At 70.1% G+C, this 17,525-nt stretch carries 17 protein-coding genes; 7 read left to right on the top strand and 10 right to left on the bottom strand.

The features are described 5' to 3' along the window. Window positions 1-19: 19 nt before the first annotated feature. A complete protein-coding gene (locus FBY35_RS33275) occupies window positions 20-1,693 on the top strand; it encodes a class I adenylate-forming enzyme family protein (RefSeq protein WP_142217632.1) in 1,674 nt (557 codons plus the stop codon). On the opposite strand, the gene FBY35_RS33270 is transcribed toward FBY35_RS33275, so the two are convergent. Then, window positions 1,680-2,936, bottom strand: coding sequence for a M6 family metalloprotease domain-containing protein (locus tag FBY35_RS33270; protein WP_142217631.1), 1,257 nt, complete (start codon window positions 2,934-2,936; stop codon window positions 1,680-1,682). The genes FBY35_RS33275 and FBY35_RS33270 overlap by 14 nt on opposite strands. Window positions 2,937-3,196: 260 nt before the next feature. Between FBY35_RS33270 and FBY35_RS33265 the strand changes: the two genes are divergently transcribed. Next, window positions 3,197-3,844, top strand: coding sequence for a TetR/AcrR family transcriptional regulator (locus FBY35_RS33265; RefSeq protein ID WP_142217630.1), 648 nt, complete (start codon window positions 3,197-3,199; stop codon window positions 3,842-3,844). A 108-nt stretch (window positions 3,845-3,952) separates the two neighbouring features. After that, on the top strand, window positions 3,953-5,479 hold the full coding sequence (locus FBY35_RS33260) for an MFS transporter (RefSeq protein ID WP_142217629.1): 1,527 nt from the start codon (window positions 3,953-3,955) through the stop codon (window positions 5,477-5,479). Between the two features lie 153 nt (window positions 5,480-5,632). Here the strand turns inward: FBY35_RS33260 and FBY35_RS33255 are convergent, their stop codons facing one another. Beyond that, on the bottom strand, window positions 5,633-6,157 hold the full coding sequence (locus tag FBY35_RS33255; protein ID WP_399209302.1) for a MarR family winged helix-turn-helix transcriptional regulator: 525 nt from the start codon (window positions 6,155-6,157) through the stop codon (window positions 5,633-5,635). Window positions 6,158-6,261: 104 nt separating this feature from the next. On the opposite strand from FBY35_RS33255, the gene FBY35_RS33250 reads away from it, so the two are divergent. Then, window positions 6,262-7,044 (top strand): dioxygenase, encoded by a 783-nt coding sequence (locus FBY35_RS33250; protein ID WP_260848895.1) that lies wholly within the window; start codon window positions 6,262-6,264, stop codon window positions 7,042-7,044. A 67-nt stretch (window positions 7,045-7,111) separates the two neighbouring features. Here the strand turns inward: FBY35_RS33250 and FBY35_RS33245 are convergent, their stop codons facing one another. Continuing rightward, on the bottom strand, window positions 7,112-7,639 hold the full coding sequence (locus tag FBY35_RS33245) for a GNAT family N-acetyltransferase (RefSeq protein WP_142217627.1): 528 nt from the start codon (window positions 7,637-7,639) through the stop codon (window positions 7,112-7,114). 147 nt (window positions 7,640-7,786) lie between these two features. Between FBY35_RS33245 and FBY35_RS33240 the strand changes: the two genes are divergently transcribed. Beyond that, a complete protein-coding gene (locus FBY35_RS33240; protein ID WP_142217626.1) occupies window positions 7,787-8,785 on the top strand; it encodes an RNA polymerase sigma factor RpoD/SigA in 999 nt (332 codons plus the stop codon). A 98-nt stretch (window positions 8,786-8,883) separates the two neighbouring features. Here the strand turns inward: FBY35_RS33240 and FBY35_RS33235 are convergent, their stop codons facing one another. Then, window positions 8,884-9,861, bottom strand: coding sequence for a YafY family protein (locus FBY35_RS33235; protein WP_142217625.1), 978 nt, complete (start codon window positions 9,859-9,861; stop codon window positions 8,884-8,886). A 62-nt stretch (window positions 9,862-9,923) separates the two neighbouring features. Here FBY35_RS33235 and FBY35_RS33230 point away from each other — a divergent pair, with 62 nt between their 5' ends. Next, the gene (locus FBY35_RS33230; RefSeq protein WP_142217624.1) at window positions 9,924-11,432 is read left to right on the top strand and encodes an MFS transporter; all 1,509 of its coding nucleotides are present in this window, start codon (window positions 9,924-9,926) and stop codon (window positions 11,430-11,432) included. A gap of 245 nt (window positions 11,433-11,677) precedes the next feature. Here FBY35_RS33230 and FBY35_RS33225 read toward each other — a convergent pair whose 3' ends face one another. From FBY35_RS33225 to FBY35_RS33215, 3 genes are all read right to left on the bottom strand, one after another. Then, on the bottom strand, window positions 11,678-12,451 hold the full coding sequence (locus tag FBY35_RS33225; RefSeq protein WP_142217623.1) for a DUF6227 family protein: 774 nt from the start codon (window positions 12,449-12,451) through the stop codon (window positions 11,678-11,680). A 144-nt stretch (window positions 12,452-12,595) separates the two neighbouring features. After that, the gene (locus tag FBY35_RS33220; RefSeq protein ID WP_142217622.1) at window positions 12,596-13,711 is read right to left on the bottom strand and encodes a P1 family peptidase; all 1,116 of its coding nucleotides are present in this window, start codon (window positions 13,709-13,711) and stop codon (window positions 12,596-12,598) included. An 81-nt stretch (window positions 13,712-13,792) separates the two neighbouring features. After that, on the bottom strand, window positions 13,793-14,998 hold the full coding sequence (locus FBY35_RS33215) for a low temperature requirement protein A (RefSeq protein WP_142217621.1): 1,206 nt from the start codon (window positions 14,996-14,998) through the stop codon (window positions 13,793-13,795). A gap of 105 nt (window positions 14,999-15,103) precedes the next feature. Here FBY35_RS33215 and FBY35_RS33210 point away from each other — a divergent pair, with 105 nt between their 5' ends. Beyond that, the gene (locus FBY35_RS33210; RefSeq protein WP_142217620.1) at window positions 15,104-15,310 is read left to right on the top strand and encodes a hypothetical protein; all 207 of its coding nucleotides are present in this window, start codon (window positions 15,104-15,106) and stop codon (window positions 15,308-15,310) included. Window positions 15,311-15,320: 10 nt separating this feature from the next. Here FBY35_RS33210 and mscL read toward each other — a convergent pair whose 3' ends face one another. The 3 genes from mscL to FBY35_RS33195 all read right to left on the bottom strand — a co-directional run bounded on the left by mscL (window position 15,321) and on the right by FBY35_RS33195 (window position 17,416). Further along, complete coding sequence (gene mscL / locus FBY35_RS33205; protein ID WP_142217619.1) at window positions 15,321-15,788, bottom strand: large conductance mechanosensitive channel protein MscL; 468 nt, start codon at window positions 15,786-15,788, stop codon at window positions 15,321-15,323. 84 nt (window positions 15,789-15,872) lie between these two features. Continuing rightward, window positions 15,873-16,361, bottom strand: a complete 489-nt coding sequence (locus FBY35_RS33200) for a hypothetical protein (protein ID WP_399209296.1) — start codon at window positions 16,359-16,361, stop codon at window positions 15,873-15,875. A gap of 191 nt (window positions 16,362-16,552) precedes the next feature. Beyond that, a complete protein-coding gene (locus tag FBY35_RS33195; protein WP_142217617.1) occupies window positions 16,553-17,416 on the bottom strand; it encodes an S-methyl-5'-thioadenosine phosphorylase in 864 nt (287 codons plus the stop codon). Window positions 17,417-17,525 lie beyond the last annotated feature (109 nt).

Genomic DNA, 17,525 nt, shown 5'->3' with positions numbered 1-17,525 from the left:
GCGGCATAGCGTCTCGCCCGTGCCGCACTCCGATTCCCCCGCCCGCCCCGAAGCGGTACTGACCGCCCCCGGCGCGCCCTTCGCCGTCGTCCGCGGTGAGGACGGCGGGCTTGCCTACGTCGACGGGCCGCGCACCCTGCGGGAGTTCGTCGAGGCCACCTGGGCGTTCGGCGACCGGCCCTTTCTCGTGGCCGAGAGCCGGAGCCTGACCTACGGAGAGTTCTTCGCCGAGGCATGCGCGCTCGCGCGGCGGCTCGTCCACGGGTACGGGCTGCAACCCGGCGACCGGGCCGTCGTCGCCATGCGCAATCACCCCGAGTGGCAAGTCGCCTTCTGGGCCGCCCAGCTGGCGGGACTCGTGGCTGTGCCGCTCAATGCCTGGTGGACCGACGCCGAGTTCACGTACGCGCTCGACGACTGCATGCCCGCGGTGCTCCTCGTGGACGGGGAGCGGCTGCCGCGCGTCCGTGCCTGGGCGCTGCGCCACCGGGTCCCCGGGGTCGTCTTCCATGGCGCGGCGGCAGAAGGCTTCGAGGCATACGCGCCGGTGGCCGACCCCACCCTCGCGCCGCCCGAGGTCGAGGTGCGGGCCGAGGACGACGCCACCATCATCTATACGTCCGGGACGACCGGTCGGCCCAAGGGCGCCGTCGCCACCCAGCTCGCACAGGCCGGGGCCGCGCTCAATCCGCGGTACCACGCCGCCGCCGCGTCCCTCGCGCGCGGGGTGATGCCCGGGCAGGGTCCCGCGCCGGTGACGCTGATGACATTCCCGTTCTTCCATGTGGCCGCGTTCACCACGCTGTATTCGACGATGGCGGTCGGCGGGACCCTCGTACTGATGCGGAAGTGGGACGCCGAGCAGGCCCTCGCGCTCATCGAGCGGCACCGCGTCACGCACTATTCCGGGGTGCCGACCACCGCGCTCCAGCTGCTGGACGCGGCCGAGCGGGCCGGGTCGGAGCTGGAGACGCTCACGCATCTCAATACCGGGGGTGCCGCGGCCCCGCCCGGTCTCGTGGCCCGGCTGACGGCCCGCTACGGACACCGGATCGAGCCGCGCAACGGCTACGGACTCACCGAGACCAGCGGCGGCGTGCTCGCCAACTTCGGTACCGGATACCGCGAGAACCCGGGCAGCGTGGGACGGCCGACGCCCGCCACCGAGGTGCGCGTCGCCGGGCCGGGCGGGCAGCCGCTGCCCGAGGGCGAGGTCGGCGAACTGTGGCTGCGGGGACAGGCGTTGGTGCGCGGGTACTGGAACGACCCGGCCGCGACCGCCGCCGCCTTCCAGGACGGCTGGTTCAGAACCGGCGACCTGGCGACCGTCCGCGACGGGCGGGTCAGCATCGTCGACCGGCTCAAGGACATGGTCGTCCGGGGCGGCGAGAACGTGTACTGCGTCGAGGTCGAGGCGGTCCTGCACGACCACCCCGAGGTCGCCGACGCGGCCGTGCTCGGCGTACCGCACCCCGAGCTGGGCGAGGAGGTCGCGGCCGTCGTTCAGCTGCGTCCCGGGGCCGCGGTCACCGTGGACGGGCTGCGGGCGCATGTCGGCCGGACGCTCGCCGCCTTCAAGGTGCCGGCGCATGTCTTCGTACGGGACGAGCCGATGCCCCGGAATCCGACCGGGAAGATCCTCAAGCGGGAGCTGCGCGGGTTCCTGGGTGAGCAGCGGGTCAGGAACGGGTGATGCGCACCCGGTAGGTGCCGCCCTTCTCGCCGAGCACGGCGATGCGGACGCGGTTCTTGCGGTCGGTGAAGGTCTGGCCCGGCTGGTACGTCGCGTCCGACAGCTCCGCGTGCACATTGGGGCGGCGCGTACAGCCGCCGCTGTCCTGATTGCTGTCCAGGACCGTCACCGGTCCCTGCCCGGTGTCTATGTCGGACTTCACGCTGTAGATCAGTACGCCCGGCTCGCACACGGCCTCGTCGTTGCCCGCCCGGGTGCGCACCTCCACCGCGTACCCCGTGTCCTCGCCCAGCGGCACGATCGCCATCTTGGAGCCGCCGGAGGTGGCCAGCGGCGTCAGCGCGTACTCCGTCGTGCCGGCCGCGGACGCGCAGCGAATCTGGTCGGCGTCCAGCCAGCCCAGTTTCCACTTGTGCCAGCCGAGCAGGTCGTTATTGGCCCCCCAGTCCTCGGACATGATGTCCCAGTGGCCGACGGCGCCCCCGCCGTCGGCGGTGTAGAGGTCGGGAAGTCCGAAGACATGGCCGTTCTCATGGGGCAGAACGCGATAGCCCGTCTCGGCGTACGAGCCGGAGCCGTCGTCCTGACGGCTGTAGACGAAGGACGTGTTGGCCAGCGGCACGCCGTCCGCCATCGGTGCGTCGGTGTTGCCGGAGAAGGTGACGGACAGCACGGTGTCCAGCGCCGAGGGCCCGGCATTCGGGGTGACCAGTATGTTGACCAGGTCGTACGTGCTGAAATCCACGTCCGGGTCGGCCGCGGCCACGATGTCCTGGACCAGCTGGCGATAGCCCGGTTCATAGGGGGAGCCGCGGTCTATCCCGTACGCGGCGAACGGCATCGGCATCCGCAGCCAGTCGGTGATGGGGGCATGCGGACGGTAGGTGAGGCGTCCGTACGAACTGGTCCGGAACCACTTCGTGGTCTGCGGGAAGAACTCAGCGAGCCGGTCCAGCGCCCGCCCGGAACCCTGCGCGTCCGGGAAGTCGATCATCAGGTTGAGGGCGCGGACCTCGCCGGTCGAGTGTGAGTAGCCGGGCGGGGTCGGCATGCCCTCCGACATCTGGACGCCCAGCGAGGAGGGAATGCGGCACGGTCCGAGCGCCGATTCCTCGGCCGTGGCCACCGGGCCCGCGGAGGCGCGGGAGGGGGCGGGGAGCGTGGCGCTCGCCGTGGTGAGGGCTGCGAGTGCGAGGGAGGCGAGGGCGCCGAGGGCACGTATCCGGTGGCGCGTCGGCTTCATGCAAACGCCCTTCGGCTCCGCGGCAGCAGGCCGGACCCTCACTGCACTCGGTGCGATCAGCCTGTGACGGGTGGTGGCGGGACGCGCGCCGGGCTGGTCCGATCGTGGGTATTTCCCGCGAGGAATGTGTGACGCAGGTCACATTGGAAGCCGGAAATAACCGGGGACCGCTTCCCCGTTTGACATTGCGTCCCCACGAAACGGGGAAACGATCCCCGCTTACGTAGAGATACCGAGCAGACGCGAAAGGGAGTGGAGCCGTGAGCCCCGCCGCCGACACCGAAGCGCGCCGCACGACCCGGCCGCGGGCCGACGCCCTGCGGAACCGGGAGCGGATCGTGACGGCGGCGCGCGAGACCTTCGTGGAGTTCGGACCGGACGTCCCGCTCGACGAGATCGCCCGCCGCGCCGGCGTCGGCAACGCCACGCTCTACCGCCACTTCCCGGACCGGGAAACCCTCATCCACGAGGTGGTCCTGTTCGTCCTCGCGCGCACGGCGCAGCGGGCGCACGAGGCCGCCGCCGAGGAGACGGACGCGTTCGAGGCGCTGCGGCGCTTCACCCATGCGGCCGCCGACGAACGGATCGGGGCGCTGTGCCCGCTGCTCTCGGGCGCCTTCGACGATTCCTTTCCCGATCTCACCCGTGAGCGCGCACGCCTTGAGGAGGCCGTCGAGGGTCTCTTCGCCCGCGCCCATGAGCAGGGCCGTCTCCGCCCCGACGTGGCCGTCGGGGATCTGCTCGTCGCCCTCCCCCAGCTCACCCGGCCGCTGCCGGGCACCGCGTGCCTGGACTTCGACCGGTTCGTCCATCGCCATCTGGCGCTGTTCCTGGACGGGCTCGAAGCGCCGGCCCGCTCCGAACTGCCGGGCACGGCGGTGACTTTGGAGGACTTGCGTACCGATTAATTCAGTTGGCTTCCCAGGTCCTCCGTACAACTGTTGACCAAGACTCCTGACTACGCCTCTCTGACCACGTCCGTTGTGACCCCTCCGTACCCCTAGGTGGCTACACCCATGTCAAAAACAGCCGGTATACCCGATATATCGCTTCCGGATCCCAGTCGCTGGAAAGCGCTGGTGTTCATCGCCCTGGCCCAGCTGATGGTGGTGCTCGACGCGACGATCGTGAACATCGCGCTCCCTACCGCCCAGCAGGACCTCGGCATTTCCGACGGCAACCGGCAGTGGGTCATCACCGCTTACGCCCTCGCCTTCGGTGGACTGCTGCTCTTCGGCGGGCGCATCGCCGACCTCTGGGGCCGTAAGCGGACCTTTGTGACCGGCCTGCTCGGCTTCGCCGCGGCATCCGCGCTCGGTGGCGCGGCCACCGGCGAGGCCATGCTGCTCGGCTCGCGTGCCCTGCAGGGTGCGTTCGGCGCACTGCTGGCGCCCGCCGCGCTCTCCCTGCTCGCCGTGATGTTCACCGACGCCAAGGAGCGCGCCAAGGCCTTCGGCATCTACGGTGCGATCGCCGGTGGTGGCGGCGCCGTCGGCCTGATCCTGGGCGGCTTCCTCACCGAGTACCTCAACTGGCGCTGGACCTTCTTCGTCAACATCCCCTTCGCGATCGTCGCCGCCGCGGGCGCGTACTTCGTGATCCGTGAGCCGGAGGGCGCGCGCAACCGCTCCTCGCTCGACATCCCCGGTGTCGTCCTGTCCACCCTCGGCCTGGTGGCGCTCGTCTACGGCTTCACCCGCGCCGAGTCGGCCGGCTGGTCCGACGGCCTGACGGTCGGCATGTTCATCGCGTCCGCGGTGCTGCTCGCCGGGTTCATCGTCACCGAGTCGAGGGTCAAGGCGCCGCTGCTGCCGCTGCGCGTCATCACCGAGCGCAATCGCGGCGGTGTCTACCTCTCGCTGGGCCTCGCCATCATCGCGATGTTCGGGCTCTTCCTCTTCCTGACCTTCTACCTCCAGGTCGTGAAGGGCTACTCCCCGGTCAAGACCGGCTTCGCCTTCCTGCCGATGATCGCGGGCATGATCACGGGCTCGACCCAGATCGGCGCCCGTCTGATGACCCGGGTTCCGCCGCGGCTGCTGATGGGCCCCGGCTTCCTGGTCGCCTCGGTCGGCATGCTGATGCTGACCCAGCTGGAGATCGGCAGCTCGTACGCGGGGCTGATCCTGCCGGCGCAGGTGCTGCTGGGTCTGGGCATGGGTACGGCGTTCATGCCGGCGATGTCTCTGGCCACGCACGGCGTGCGCCCGGAGGACGCCGGTGTCGCCTCCGCGATGGTGAACACCTCGCAGCAGGTCGGCGGCGCCATCGGTACGGCGCTGCTGAACACGATCGCGGCCTCCGCCACGACCGCGTACATCACCTCGCACGCGGCGGGCGCGGCCGACCCGAAGCTCCTCCAGCTCCAGGGCATGGTGCACGGCTTCTCGTCCGCGATCTGGTGGGCCGTCGGCATCCTCGTGGCGTCCGCCGCGATCGCGTTCACGCTGATCAACACCGGGCGCCCAGGGGCCGGTTCGGTCACCGCGGCGTCGGGTGACGGTGTCGAGGACGAGACCAAGGTTCCCGTCATCGCGCACTGAGCGGTACTGAGAGGTCATTGAGCGGACAGGGCCCTGCCCGGGGACGAACCCGGGCAGGGCCCTTCGCATGCCGTCTGTCGTTGTGTGTACGGCAGTTGTGCGGGTTCGGGTTCGGGTGCCCGTGCCGGTGCGGATGCCGGTGCGGGTGAGGGGTCAGCGCAGCCAGGGCAGGTCGGCGCCCGAGTCCGGCGGCTGTAGCCCCTCGGCCAGGATCCGCATGATCTCGCCCAGCTGATCCACCTGTTCGGGCGTGAGCCGGTCGAACATCGCCTGCCGTACGGCCTCGACATGTCCGGGCGCGGTCTTGCGAAGGATCTTGAAGCCCTCGTCCGTCAGGACTGCGTTCTGCCCGCGCTTGTCGGAGGGACAGTCCTCGCGGCAGACCCAGCCGTTTTTCTCCAGGCGTGCGATCGCGTGCGAGAGCCGGGATCGGGTGATCTTGGCGTCGATGGCCAGGTCGGTCATCCGCTTGCGGCGGCGCGGGGCCTGGGAGAGCTGGACGAGCAGGCCGTAGTAGATGTGCGGCATACCCGCATCCCGCTGCAACTGGCGGTCGAGGTGGTCCTCGAAGAGGGTGGTGGCATGCAGATAGGCGCGCCAGACGCGCTGTTCGTCCTCGGTGAGCCAACGCGGTTCGAGGCCGCCCCCGCCAGTGGATGCCGTGTTCATACATCCCACTCTACGACCACATTCTTGAAAGTTTAACTAACTGGAGTTACGGTGGGCTAGCTTGAAAGTTCAAGTAGGTCCATCAGGCCGGAAGCAATCCGGGAGCCGCTGCCATGAGTGCCACCCCAGTCGCCGAGCGCATGCCCGCCCTCTATCTCTCCCACGGCGCCCCGCCGCTCGCCGACGACGCCCTCTGGCCCGGCCAGCTCGCCGCCTGGTCGGCGTCGCTGCCGCGCCCCAGGGCGATCCTGATCGTCTCCGCCCACTGGGAGGAGGCCCCGCTCGCGCTCGGCGCGGTCGAGTCCGTACCGCTGGTCTACGACTTCTGGGGTTTTCCCGAGCACTACTACCGGGTGCGCTACGCCGCGCCCGGCGCGCCCGGACTCGCCGACTCGGTACGGAAGTTGCTGCGCGGTGCCGGTACTCCGGTACAGGACATCCCGGACCGTGGGCTCGACCACGGCGCGTACGTCCCGCTGGTGGAGATGTTCCCGGACGCCGACATTCCCGTACTGCAGATCTCCATGCCGACACTCGATCCGCAGAAGCTGATGGAGATCGGCCGAAGGCTCGCGCCGCTGAGGGACGAGGGCGTGCTGATCGTCGGCAGCGGATTCTTCACGCACAATCTGGCGGCCCTTCGCCACGGTGGGATCCCCGGCTGGTCGGTGGAGTTCGACGACTGGGGGCAGCGGGCACTCGCGGCGGCGGACGTGGACGCGCTGCTGGACTTCGAGAACAAGGCGCCGGCCGGGCGGCTGGCCCACCCGCGGACGGAGCACTTCGCGCCGCTGTTCGTCACCCTCGGGGTGTCCGAGGGTGAGCTCACGGGCGGGCGGAGCGTGATCGACGGCTTCTGGATGGGCCTGGCGAAGCGGTCCGTCCAGTTCGGCTGAGGCCGCCCGGGCCGTTCGGCTGGGGCAGCACGGCCCGTTCGGTCGGCTGGGCTCTCCGGGCCCCTGATCAGCCCTCGCCCAGCCTCTTCTCGTACCAGGCCACGTCCCAGTACCGGCCGAACTTCCTGCCGACCTCTTCGTACGTGCCGATGTGCCGGAATCCGAAGCGTGCGTGCAGCCGGGCCGACGCCTCGTTCGGCTGGGCGATCCCCGCGTATGCGCGGTGGATGTCCTCATCCTCCAGCGCCTCGAACAGCGCCTTGTAGAGGAGGGTGCCGATGCCCCGGCCCGCGGCCTCGGGGGCGCAGTAGACGCTGACCTCGACGGAAGTGGAGTACGCGGGCTTGGGGCGGAAGGCGCTGCTGGTCGCGTATCCAAGAAGTAGGGCAGAACGGACATCCCGAGCAACCAAAAGGCGGTGGGGGCCGTCTTCAGGGTGGGAGCGCAGCCACGGGCGGCGCTGCTCGGCCGTGAAGGCGGACGTGTCGAAGGTGACGGCCGTTTCACGCACGTAGTGGTTGTAGAGCTCTGTGAGGGCTTCGAGATCTTCCTCGGCGCCCGCCCTGACCTGCACCTCTGAGTGATCCTGCGGCACGCGTCCTCCCTCGTGGCCGGACAGGGTACTGCAAGATCACGAAAATCGATTCACGCCATGGGAATTCTGTCCGGTTTCCAGTCGTTGTTTCCATCGGATGCAGGGCACCCGCAAGGGTGTCGCGACCTACTCAGCAAGGGAGCTCGCATGGCAACCCGTGCCGTTGCCCGTCGTCAGTCCGATTCCAGTGGGACCGGCAGGGCAAGCAGCGTTCGCGCCGTGGGCGGGGAGATCGCCGACCGCGACCTGGTCGGCATGTACCTCGATGAGATCGCGCGTACGCCGCTACTCGATGCCGCCAAGGAAGTCGAGCTGTCCCAGACCATCGAGGCGGGTGTGTACGCCCGGCAGATCCTCGACAAAGAGGTCGAGAGCGATGCGGGCGGTGCCACGCGTGAGGAGCTCGAGGCGCTGGTCACCCAGGGCGAACGCGCCAAGGACGTCTTCATCCGCTCCAACCTCCGGCTCGTGGTGGCCGTGGCGCGGCGCTATCCGCGCAGCGGGCTGCCCCTCCTCGACCTGATCCAGGAAGGCAATGCGGGCCTGGTGCGCGCGGTCGAGAAGTTCGACTACGCCAAGGGCTTCAAGTTCTCCACGTATGCCACGTGGTGGATCCGCCAGGCGATCACCCGCTCCATAGCCGACCAGTCCCGGACCATCCGGCTCCCTGTCCACCTGGTGGAGGAACTCGGACGCATCCGACGTGTCCAGCGCGAGTTCAACAGGGAAAACGGCCGCGAGCCGGAGCCTGAGGAGGTCGCCAAGGAGCTTGGCTCGACGCCCGAGCGCGTCATTGACGTGCTCGACTGGGCGCGCGACCCCGTCAGTCTGAACATGTCGGTGGACGACGCGGGCGAGACGCAGTTCGGCGATCTGCTCGAAGACACGTCGGCCATCTCGCCCGAGCAGTCGGTGCTGTCGCTGCTGCGCAGCGAGGGGCTCGAGGACCTGATCGGCAAGCTCGACAACCGTACGGCTTCGATCATCCGCATGCGGTACGGCATCGAGGACGGCCGGGAGCGCACGCTGACGGAGGTCGGCAAGCAGCACGGCCTGACGCGTGAGCGGATCCGGCAGATCGAGAAGCACGCGCTGCTGGAGCTCAAGCGGATGGCGCGGGACACGGGCTTCGACGCGGCGGCGTAACGCCCCGCGAGAGGCCCCCTGAAGCGGACCCCAGTACCCTCCCCCCCCGGTGCTGGGGTCCTTCCCTGTCCGGACCGACTGCCGGCCCGGACCGGCTGTCAGTGGGCTGCCGGAACCGAGCCCCCGGCCGACCGGGTCAGGCGCGCGCCCAGGTCCGTCATGTACTCCGCCAGAGGGCGCGGGCCGTGCACCGTGAACTCGCAGTCCACCAGCGCCAGTCGGAGCGCCAGCCACTCCAGCGAGTCCGCCGCCCTCGTCCGCAGGCGGCAGGTCTCCTCGCCCGTCGCCACGGGCGCGCCCAGCGTGTCCGGCAGGCGTGCTGCGACGAACGACGCAGGCGCCTCGAAGCTCACGTCGATGTCGAGCTCGGGCTGCCGGGACATGGTGTGCCCCAGGAGTTCCGCCGCGCTGCCGGTCGGCAACTCCCGCGGCACGAAGCGGGCCCCCGTGGCGCATGGCTCCGAGATCCGGTCGACACGGAACGTACGCCAGTCCTCGCGCCCGACGTCGTACGCGACGAGATACCACCGGCGGCCCGTCGACACGAGGCGATACGGCTCGGTCTGCCGTTTGGTCTCCGTCCCGTCGCCCGCGCGGTAGCCGAAGCGCAGGCGTTCGCGCCCTGTCGCCGCCCCCGCGATGACCGTCAGCGTGTGCGGGTCGATCGTCGCGCCGTCGCCGCGGGTGAGCGGAATCGTCGCCGCCTGCAGGGTGGTGACCCGGTGCCGCAGCCGGGACGGCAGCACCTGTTCCAGTTTGGCGAGGGCCCGCACGGAGGCTTCCTCGATACCTTCGATGGCATGGCCGGCGCCCGCCCGCAGGCCGACCGCGATCGCGACGGCCTCCTCGTCGTCGAGGAGCAGTGGCGGCATCGCGGCGCCCGCGACCAGGCGGTAGCCGCCGATCGCCCCCATGGTCGCCTCGACCGGGTAGCCCAGGTCGCGCAGCCGGTCGATGTCGCGGCGGATGGTGCGCGGGCTCACTTCGAGCCGCTCGGCCAGCTCGCTGCCCGGCCACTCGCGCGGGGTCTGGAGGAGGGAGAGCAGATTGAGGAGTCGTGCCGGAGTATCCGTCATGTTTTCCAGGATGCCTCTTATCTAGGACATCACTTGACCTATATCCACTCTATGTTCTTCCCATGAGTTCACAGCCCGCCGTACCGGATACGGCTTCAGACCGTCGTCGCTGGATCGCTCTCGCGATCGTGATGACCGCGGCCTTCATGGACCTGGTCGACGTCACCATCGTCAATATCGCGATCCCGAGCATCGAGCGGGACCTCGAAGCGTCGTTCGGCGCGATCCAGTGGATCACTGCCGGATACGCGCTCGCTTTCGCCGCCGGTCTGATCACGGGTGGACGGCTCGGCGACATCTACGGCCGCAAGCGGCTCTTCCTGATCGGCATAACCGGCTTTACGCTCGCCTCCGCGCTCTGCGGATTCGCGGCGGACGAGAACATGCTGGTCGCCTCCCGCCTGCTCCAGGGCGCGACGGCCGCGATGATGGTGCCTCAGGTGCTCGCGATCATCCATGTCACCTTCCCGGCGCACGAACGGGGCAAGGTCTTCGGGATGTTCGGTGCGGTCATCGGACTCGGCGCCGTGTCCGGTCCGCTGCTCGGCGCGCTTCTGACCCAGTGGAACCTCTTCGGCCTGGAGTGGCGGCCGATCTTCCTGATCAACCTGCCCGTCGGTATCGCGGGCGTCATCCTGGGCCGCAAGTTCATCATTGAGTCCCGCGCGCCGAAGGCGCTCAAGCTCGACCTGGTCGGCGTCGCGCTGGTCACCTCCGGACTGCTGATGCTGATCTATCCGCTGACGCGCGGCCGTGAGCTGGGCTGGCCGCTTTGGGGTCATCTGTGCATGGCCGGCAGCCTGGTCGTCTTCGCCGTCTTCGTGGCGTACGAGAAGAGGAAGACCCGCAAGGACGGCTCGCCGCTGGTCGAGCTGTCGCTGTTCAAGGTGAAGAGCTTCGCCGCGGGCATCGCCGTGCAGCTCACGTTCGGCATCGCCTGCGGGATCTTCTTCCTGGTCTGGACGCTGTACATGCAGATAGGTCTTGGCTGGTCGCCGCTGCGCGCGGGGCTGACCGGGGTGCCGTTCTCCATCGCCGTGTCCACGGCGGCGGGGCTGTCCGTCCAGAAGCTGGTGCCGCGGTTCGGCCGCAAGGTTCTCCAGGCGGGCGCGCTGACGATGGCCACGGGTCTGGTCCTCTACATCTGGGAGGCCGGGCGGTACGGCACGGCGATCCACTCCTGGCAGATGGCGCTGCCGCTGGTGGTCATGGGCGCCGGGATGGGGCTGATCGTGGCGCCGCTGACGGACGCGGTCCTCTCGGACGTACCGCGCGAGCACTCGGGTTCGGCGTCCGGGCTGATCAACACGACGATGCAGACGGGCAACGCACTCGGGCTCGCTCTGGTGTCGGTCGTCTTCTTCGGGTCGATCGACGACCGGATGGCGCCGAGCACGGTCGGGAAGGCGTTCGGGGAGGCGTTCCAGAACTCGCTGTGGTGGGTCGTGGGGGTACTGGCCGTGATCTTCGTGGTGATGTTCGCGCTGCCGACGCGGCCGAAGCCGCACGTGGAGGGGGCCGGCGCGGAGCTTCCGGAGGAGCGGGAGGCGGAGCCTGCGCTCGCTCACTGAGGCGGCCGCAGAACCCGGAAGCTCTGGTACTCGGTACTCAGTACTCGGATACGGGGCCCGGCCCCGGAGGCGTGGATACGCCCCGGGCCGGGCCTCGCCGTTATCCGGCGCGACCGCAAGACGCTGGACCGGGCCGGGCTCGTCCGGCGTGTGACAGCGGGCTCGGCGCCGAGGACGCCGGGGAAATCGAGGCCGCGGGAACAGGCGTCGTACGCGCGTGAACCCGGCGCCGGATCGCGGCGAGGTCAGCGAACCCCCGCGCGCAGCTCCATCGCTTCGCGGGCGGTGCGCTCCGCGTTGTAGACCTCGCACATGTGGCGGCCGTCCGGCGTCGCAGTGTGCTCCACCTCCCACAGGCTCGTCTCGGTGCCGTCGAGCAGCAAGAACGCGTGCTCGTAGAGCGTGAAGCCCGCGTCCTTGCCCGCGACCTGGCACTGGCGGCCGAAGACCTGTGTGATGTGGTGGGCGAACGCGGCCCGCAGCAGGTTCGCGGTCTCCTGGCCCGGCCGGTCCGCGTTCTCCGCGCGGCGCAGCACGCGGCGAGCGTGGTCCGCGGAGTCCTCGGGGACGTACATCCTCGGGAGCGGGGTCGCGGGCGGCGCCATCAGGCTGGACAGGAGCTCCCAGTCGGCGTCCAGATCCCCGTCGAGCCCCGCGTCCGCGCCGCCCGCGTGGCCGCTCCCGTGCCCGGCGAAGCCCGGGAAACCGGCGGGCAGCCGGGAGGCGGCGAGACGGGCCTCCGACTCCTCTGTGTACAGCTCGTGCTGCTCGGAGCCGTCGCGTCCGGTGTTGTGCACCAGCTCCCACAGAACGAGGGAACTGCCGTCGCTGAGGAGATAGGCGTGCCGGTAGGTCGCGCGGTGCAGCGCGGCGCTGTGATGAGAGGAGTGCAGCGAACTGGCGTGCGCCAGCACCGAATCGAGCCGTTCGACCGTCGAGTCGGGCAGGTCGAACGAGTTGAGCGCCCGCCCCAGGAGTCGCTCGAGGTGCGTCTCGGTTGTCTCGTACGGATCGTTCAAGATGGGTCTCCAGGCCGTCGCCGCAAGTCACTTGGTGGTTGCTAAACGTAGTCCCTGGGTCTGACAACGCGTCCGGGATTCAGGAAAACGAAGGGGAACTGGGCGAAGTTCCCCTGCTTTTGAGCAACTTGGTTGTCCTCTACGTCAGTCGATGTCGTACAGGTCCCGGTACGAGGGGAAGACTCCGCCCGGACCCGCCACACCCCGGGCCGTGAGGACCGCGCGGACGATCGCCCGGGTCACCACGTCGGCGCCCGCGGCCAGTACCTCGTTGAGGGCGAGCGGACTGGCCTCGTCGAGCGCTGCGGCGCCGGTCGCGAGGGCGAAGACCGTGTCCCCGTCGTTGAGGAGATGGACCGGGCGAACGGCGCGCGCGATGCCGTCGTGTGCCGTGCCCGCAAGCTTCTGCGCCTGCGCGCGGGTGAGGGCGGCGTCGGTGGCGACCACGGCGAGGGTCGTGTTGAGCGGGGGAGGGGCGTTCTGCTCGCGTGCCTCCGTGAGGCGGAGCTGGGCCGCCGCGTGCACATCGGGGGACGGGTAGTCGACGCGGCCCGCGAAGTACGACCCGTACAGCGCACCCGTCAGCGGATCGACCGCCGAGCCCGCGGCGTTGGCCACGACCAGCGCGGCCACGGTGATCCCGGAGTCCAGGACCGCGCTCGCCGTGCCGACTCCGCCCTTGAACTGCCCGACCACGGCACCGGTGCCCGCGCCGACGCCGCCCTCCTCGACCGGCGCGCCCTCGTCCGTACGGGCTGCCGCCTCGACAGCGGCCCGTCCCGTCGCGGCATCCGGCCTGGCCCGCCAGTCACCGCCGCGTCCCAGGTCGAAAACGCAGGCGGCGGGGACGACCGGCACCACCTGTGAAGGGTCGGGGCCGACGGGGACGCCGCGGCCCTGCTCCTCCAGCCACGCCATCACACCGGCGGCGGATTCGAGGCCGTACGCGCTGCCGCCGGTCAGGACGACCGCCTCGACGCGCTGGACAAGATTGCGCGGGTCGAGGGCGTCGGTCTCACGGGTGCCGGGGCCGCCGCCCCGTACATCCACGGCGGCGATCGCGCCGCCGGCGGGGGCGAGGACGACGGTGGTGCCGCTGAGTGCGCGCTGGCCGGGCACGCGCGCGTGGCCGACGCGGAGTCCGGCCACGTCGGTCAGTCCGCCCGCCGGGCCCTTCGGCGGACCATCCTCCGGGCTGTCTCTCCGGCCGTGCTCCGGGGCGCCTGTCCGGCCGTCCGCCGGTGTGTCATGTGCTGCCATGAGTCCCATGCGTACCACGGGACTTGGCGCGACGCCCGGGTCATCGCCGACGGTCCCGGACGCAGCTGCCCGTCGCGTCCGTCATGCCCTGTCCGCCGACCGGGCGGTGAGCGTGACGCCCACCGCGACCGCCGCGGCCGAAACGAGCCCGGCGGCCAGGACCGAGAACTCACCCGCGAACGTACAGGCGAGGATCACCGCCCCGGTGACGGGAAGGATCAGCTGCTGGGCGATGCCCACCTTGAAGTAACGCGCGTGCAGGGCCCACACGAGCACCATGAACAGGGCGGACGGGACGGTCACGGCAGCCGAGGCGGCGGTGGTGGAGATGTGCGCCGAGCCCACTGCCTGCTCCACCGCCACCTCGATGCCCGCGCCGATCGCCGCCGCCGACGCGAAGATCCCGTAGTGACCGTAACCCCACAGGAATCCCTCCTTGCTGGATGCGAGACGGTCGTGGGCCGGAACGACGAAGTAGATCCACCAGGCGGCAAAGACGATGAGGAGCCCGCCCGCGGCGATCGGCAGCAGATCGCCCAGCGCGTCGTTCTCGTCGAGGCCGGACTTCACGGCCACGGTGGCCGCGGCGATCGTCTCGCCGAGCACGATGATGGTGAACAGGCCATAGCGCTCGGCGATATGGCGCGGGTGCCAATTGGTGTGGAAGTCCCTCTCGGCGTACGCCGGTACGCACATCTCGGCGATCACCATCACCAGGAAGATCCAGCCCCGGGCCGACTCGGGCGCGAACACCACGGCGCTCCAGCCGAACTGGCAGAGGATCACGCCTCCCGCGTACCGCAGGGCCATGGTCCGCTCGGCGCCTGACGCGTCTCGCGCCGCCCTGAGCCACTGCGAGGTCAGCGCAATGCGCATCACGACGTAGCCCAGCCACACGACGAGGAAGTCATGGTCCTCGAAGGCGCGGGTGACTCCGGCGGCGAGGATCAGGACTCCGGCGATCTGGACGAGGGTGACCACACGGTAGAGGGCGTCGTCGTTGTCGTACGCCGACGCGAACCAGGTGAAGTTCATCCACGCCCACCAGATGGCGAAGAACACCGTCAGGTAACTGAGAACGCCGTCCCCCACGTGGTCCTCGGCGAGGGCGTGCACCAGCTGCGCACCGGCCTGGGCGATCGCGACGACGAAACAGAGATCGAAGAACAGCTCAAGAGGAGTGGCTGCCCGGTGCTCCTCGTCACGCCGCCGGGCGACGAGCGGCCGCACGGGCCTCGACGGGTCCGACGGCGTCGCCGGCTGGTCTGCGAAGGGCGGTTGCGTCATGCGCCCAGCACAGCAGAGGGCGAGCGAGCGCACACCGCAGACGCGCGTGGAACCGAGGAGGGCCGGGCGGCACCGCGTGGGCGAGCGCCGCCGTACCCTGGACGTATGAGCACCGCCCCCGCCCCCGGACCGCGTGATGCGGAGCAGCCGCGGCAGCAGTCCCCACGACCGCAACTGATCTTTGACGATCCGCTGGACCAGCAGTCCTCGGACGATACGGACCGCGGGTGGGGCGAGCGGCCCGCCGCGGGCGGCGACAGTCCCGCCGACCTGGCGCGTTTCCTCGACGAGAAGCCGCCCCACCACATCTGAGCAGCCTTCGCTACCGCTGGTCGTTCCCCGAGCCCCGCTGGGCCACCACGGCGTCCCGGATCTCCTTGAGAACCTCGAGCTCGGTCAGCTCGACCACTTCCTTCGCGCCTTCCCTGGCCGCGTCACGGGCGGCCCGCCTGGCCAGATACTTCGACATGGGCAGCACCATCAGGAAGTAAACGACGGCTGCTGTGATCACGAAGGTCAGCGTGGCGCTGAGCACCGAGCCCCAAAGGATCTTGATGCCCTGGACCTCGCCGTTCACCTCCTTGCAGGTGCCCTTCAGGCAGGAGCTGTACGCATTCAGCTCCTGGGTGCCGAACGCTCCGACCACCGGATTGATGACGCCCTTCACCAGGGAATTCACGATCTGCGTGAACGCCGCGCCGATGACGACGGCGACGGCCAGGTCGATCACATTGCCGCGCATCAGGAAGGCTTTGAAGCCCTCCAGGACACTGACCTTCTTCTCGCTCACCGCTGAGCCTTTCTTCGCAGGTGCACGTCATGGAGCCAACCGTTCCGCAACCTACGGCACAGCCTGACCGCACAGTTCAACGGGTCAGCACACCGTCACCGCCAGCCTCGATGTCGCGCTCGCGCCCGCCAGCGCGGCCGCCGTGGCGCGCGGAACGGTCAGCACCACCAGCGCGCCGCCGTCCCCGGCGGCACCCGTCGCCCGCGGAACGCCGGTCACCCGGGCCCCCGATGCCACCACCCGTGCCTCAGCGGCCTCCCCCGCAGGGGAGTTGGCGGCAGCGATCACATCGACCCGGTCTCCCGGGCGCAGGAGCCGCACCGTCGCGGCATCGGCGATACGCACCGGAGCCGACACCATCTCGGCGGCGGGCCGTCGTTCACGATGAGCGGCCGTCGGCGCGCCGGCCACCGGACTGTCCGGCCCCGGAGCGTCCGCACCACGCGCGCCCGAAGCGGCAAGTGCCGCCGCCGTCATGGCGAGCCCGGCCGCCAGCGCGCGCCGTCGCCGCCGCATGGCCCGCCGCAGCCGGTGAGCCCCACCGCGCACCCGCAGCGGTGCGAAAGGCGGCACACCGACAGGTTCCGGGGCCGAGGGCAGAGGGAGGGGCGAAGAGGACGCGGGAGGAAGGAAAGACATGACACACCGCCTGCCGTGAGAAGGGAGTTGGACCGACCGCTCCACACGATCCACCGTCCGCCCGCATCCCGCAGAAGCCTGTGGACGACGCCGACGCTGTGGACAACTCCCTCACCCCCGCGCGCTTACGGCAGCTGGATCCCCGGATCGAGGCCGTCCAGCGCCCGCATGCACGGACAGTTCCGCTCCCCGTCCACCGGCAGCCCCGCCACCGCGTCGAACAGCACCGCCCGAAGCCGCTCCACGTTGGCGGCGAAGACCTTCAGCACGTCCCCGTGGGTGACGCCCTCGCCCGACTCGGCCCCCGCGTCCAGGTCCGTCACCAGGGTTATCGACGTGTAGCAGAGCGCCAGCTCACGGGCGAGCACCGCCTCCGGGTGCCCGGTCATGCCGACCACCGACCAGCCCATCGACCGGTACCACACCGACTCGGCCCGGGTGGAGAAGCGCGGCCCCTCGACCACCACCAGCGCCCCGCCGTCCACCGGCTCCCAGTCCTGACCGCGCGCCGCGGCGAGCGCGGCCTTGCGCCCCTCGGGGCAGTACGGGTCGGCCGTCGACACATGCACCACGTTGGGCACGGAGCCGTCCGGCAGCGGGTAGCCGTCGTAGAAGGTCTGCACGCGCGCCTGCGTACGGTCCACGAACTGATCCGGTACGAGCAGCGTCCCCGGCCCGTACTCCGGCCGCAGTCCGCCGACCGCGCAGGGCCCGAGCACCTGTCGTACGCCGACCGAGCGCAGGGCCCACAGGTTGGCGCGGTAGTTGATGCGGTTCGGCGGCAGATGGTGGCCGCGTCCGTGACGGGGCAAGAAAACGACCTTCAGCCCCGCGATCTCGCCGAAGAACAAGGAGTCGCTCGGGCTGCCGTACGGAGTGTCCACCTGGACCTCCGTCACATCCTCCAGGAAGGAGTAGAACCCCGAGCCGCCAATGACACCAATCTCCGCCGAAGGGATGCCGGAGAGTTCGCTCGCGTTGGTCGCCATGGCCGCCACATTATCCGTACGCGAAAACGCGCGGGATGCCGCCCGCGGACGCCGCCGAGCGCCGCCGCACACGCCAAGGACCCCGCCGTACACAACGGCAGGATCCTGG

It is taken from the genome of Streptomyces sp. SLBN-118 (assembly GCF_006715635.1).
In the GTDB taxonomy this organism is placed as follows: domain Bacteria; phylum Actinomycetota; class Actinomycetes; order Streptomycetales; family Streptomycetaceae; genus Streptomyces.
This window is presented reverse-complemented; position numbering and strand designations above follow the sequence as displayed.

Excerpts from the sequence above, each read along its gene's own strand:
- FBY35_RS33240 (WP_142217626.1), top strand. The coding sequence starts at position 7,787 with ATGGCAACCCGTGCCGTTGCCCGTCGTCAGTCCGATTCCAGTGGGACC.
- FBY35_RS33215 (WP_142217621.1), bottom strand. The coding sequence starts at position 14,998 with ATGACGCAACCGCCCTTCGCAGACCAGCCGGCGACGCCGTCGGACCCG.
- FBY35_RS33210 (WP_142217620.1), top strand. The coding sequence starts at position 15,104 with ATGAGCACCGCCCCCGCCCCCGGACCGCGTGATGCGGAGCAGCCGCGG.
- FBY35_RS33230 (WP_142217624.1), top strand. The coding sequence starts at position 9,924 with ATGAGTTCACAGCCCGCCGTACCGGATACGGCTTCAGACCGTCGTCGC.
- FBY35_RS33220 (WP_142217622.1), bottom strand. The coding sequence starts at position 13,711 with ATGGCAGCACATGACACACCGGCGGACGGCCGGACAGGCGCCCCGGAG.
- FBY35_RS33250 (WP_260848895.1), top strand. The coding sequence starts at position 6,262 with ATGAGTGCCACCCCAGTCGCCGAGCGCATGCCCGCCCTCTATCTCTCC.
- FBY35_RS33235 (WP_142217625.1), bottom strand. The coding sequence starts at position 9,861 with ATGACGGATACTCCGGCACGACTCCTCAATCTGCTCTCCCTCCTCCAG.
- FBY35_RS33195 (WP_142217617.1), bottom strand. The coding sequence starts at position 17,416 with ATGGCGACCAACGCGAGCGAACTCTCCGGCATCCCTTCGGCGGAGATT.
- FBY35_RS33270 (WP_142217631.1), bottom strand. The coding sequence starts at position 2,936 with ATGAAGCCGACGCGCCACCGGATACGTGCCCTCGGCGCCCTCGCCTCC.
- FBY35_RS33260 (WP_142217629.1), top strand. The coding sequence starts at position 3,953 with ATGTCAAAAACAGCCGGTATACCCGATATATCGCTTCCGGATCCCAGT.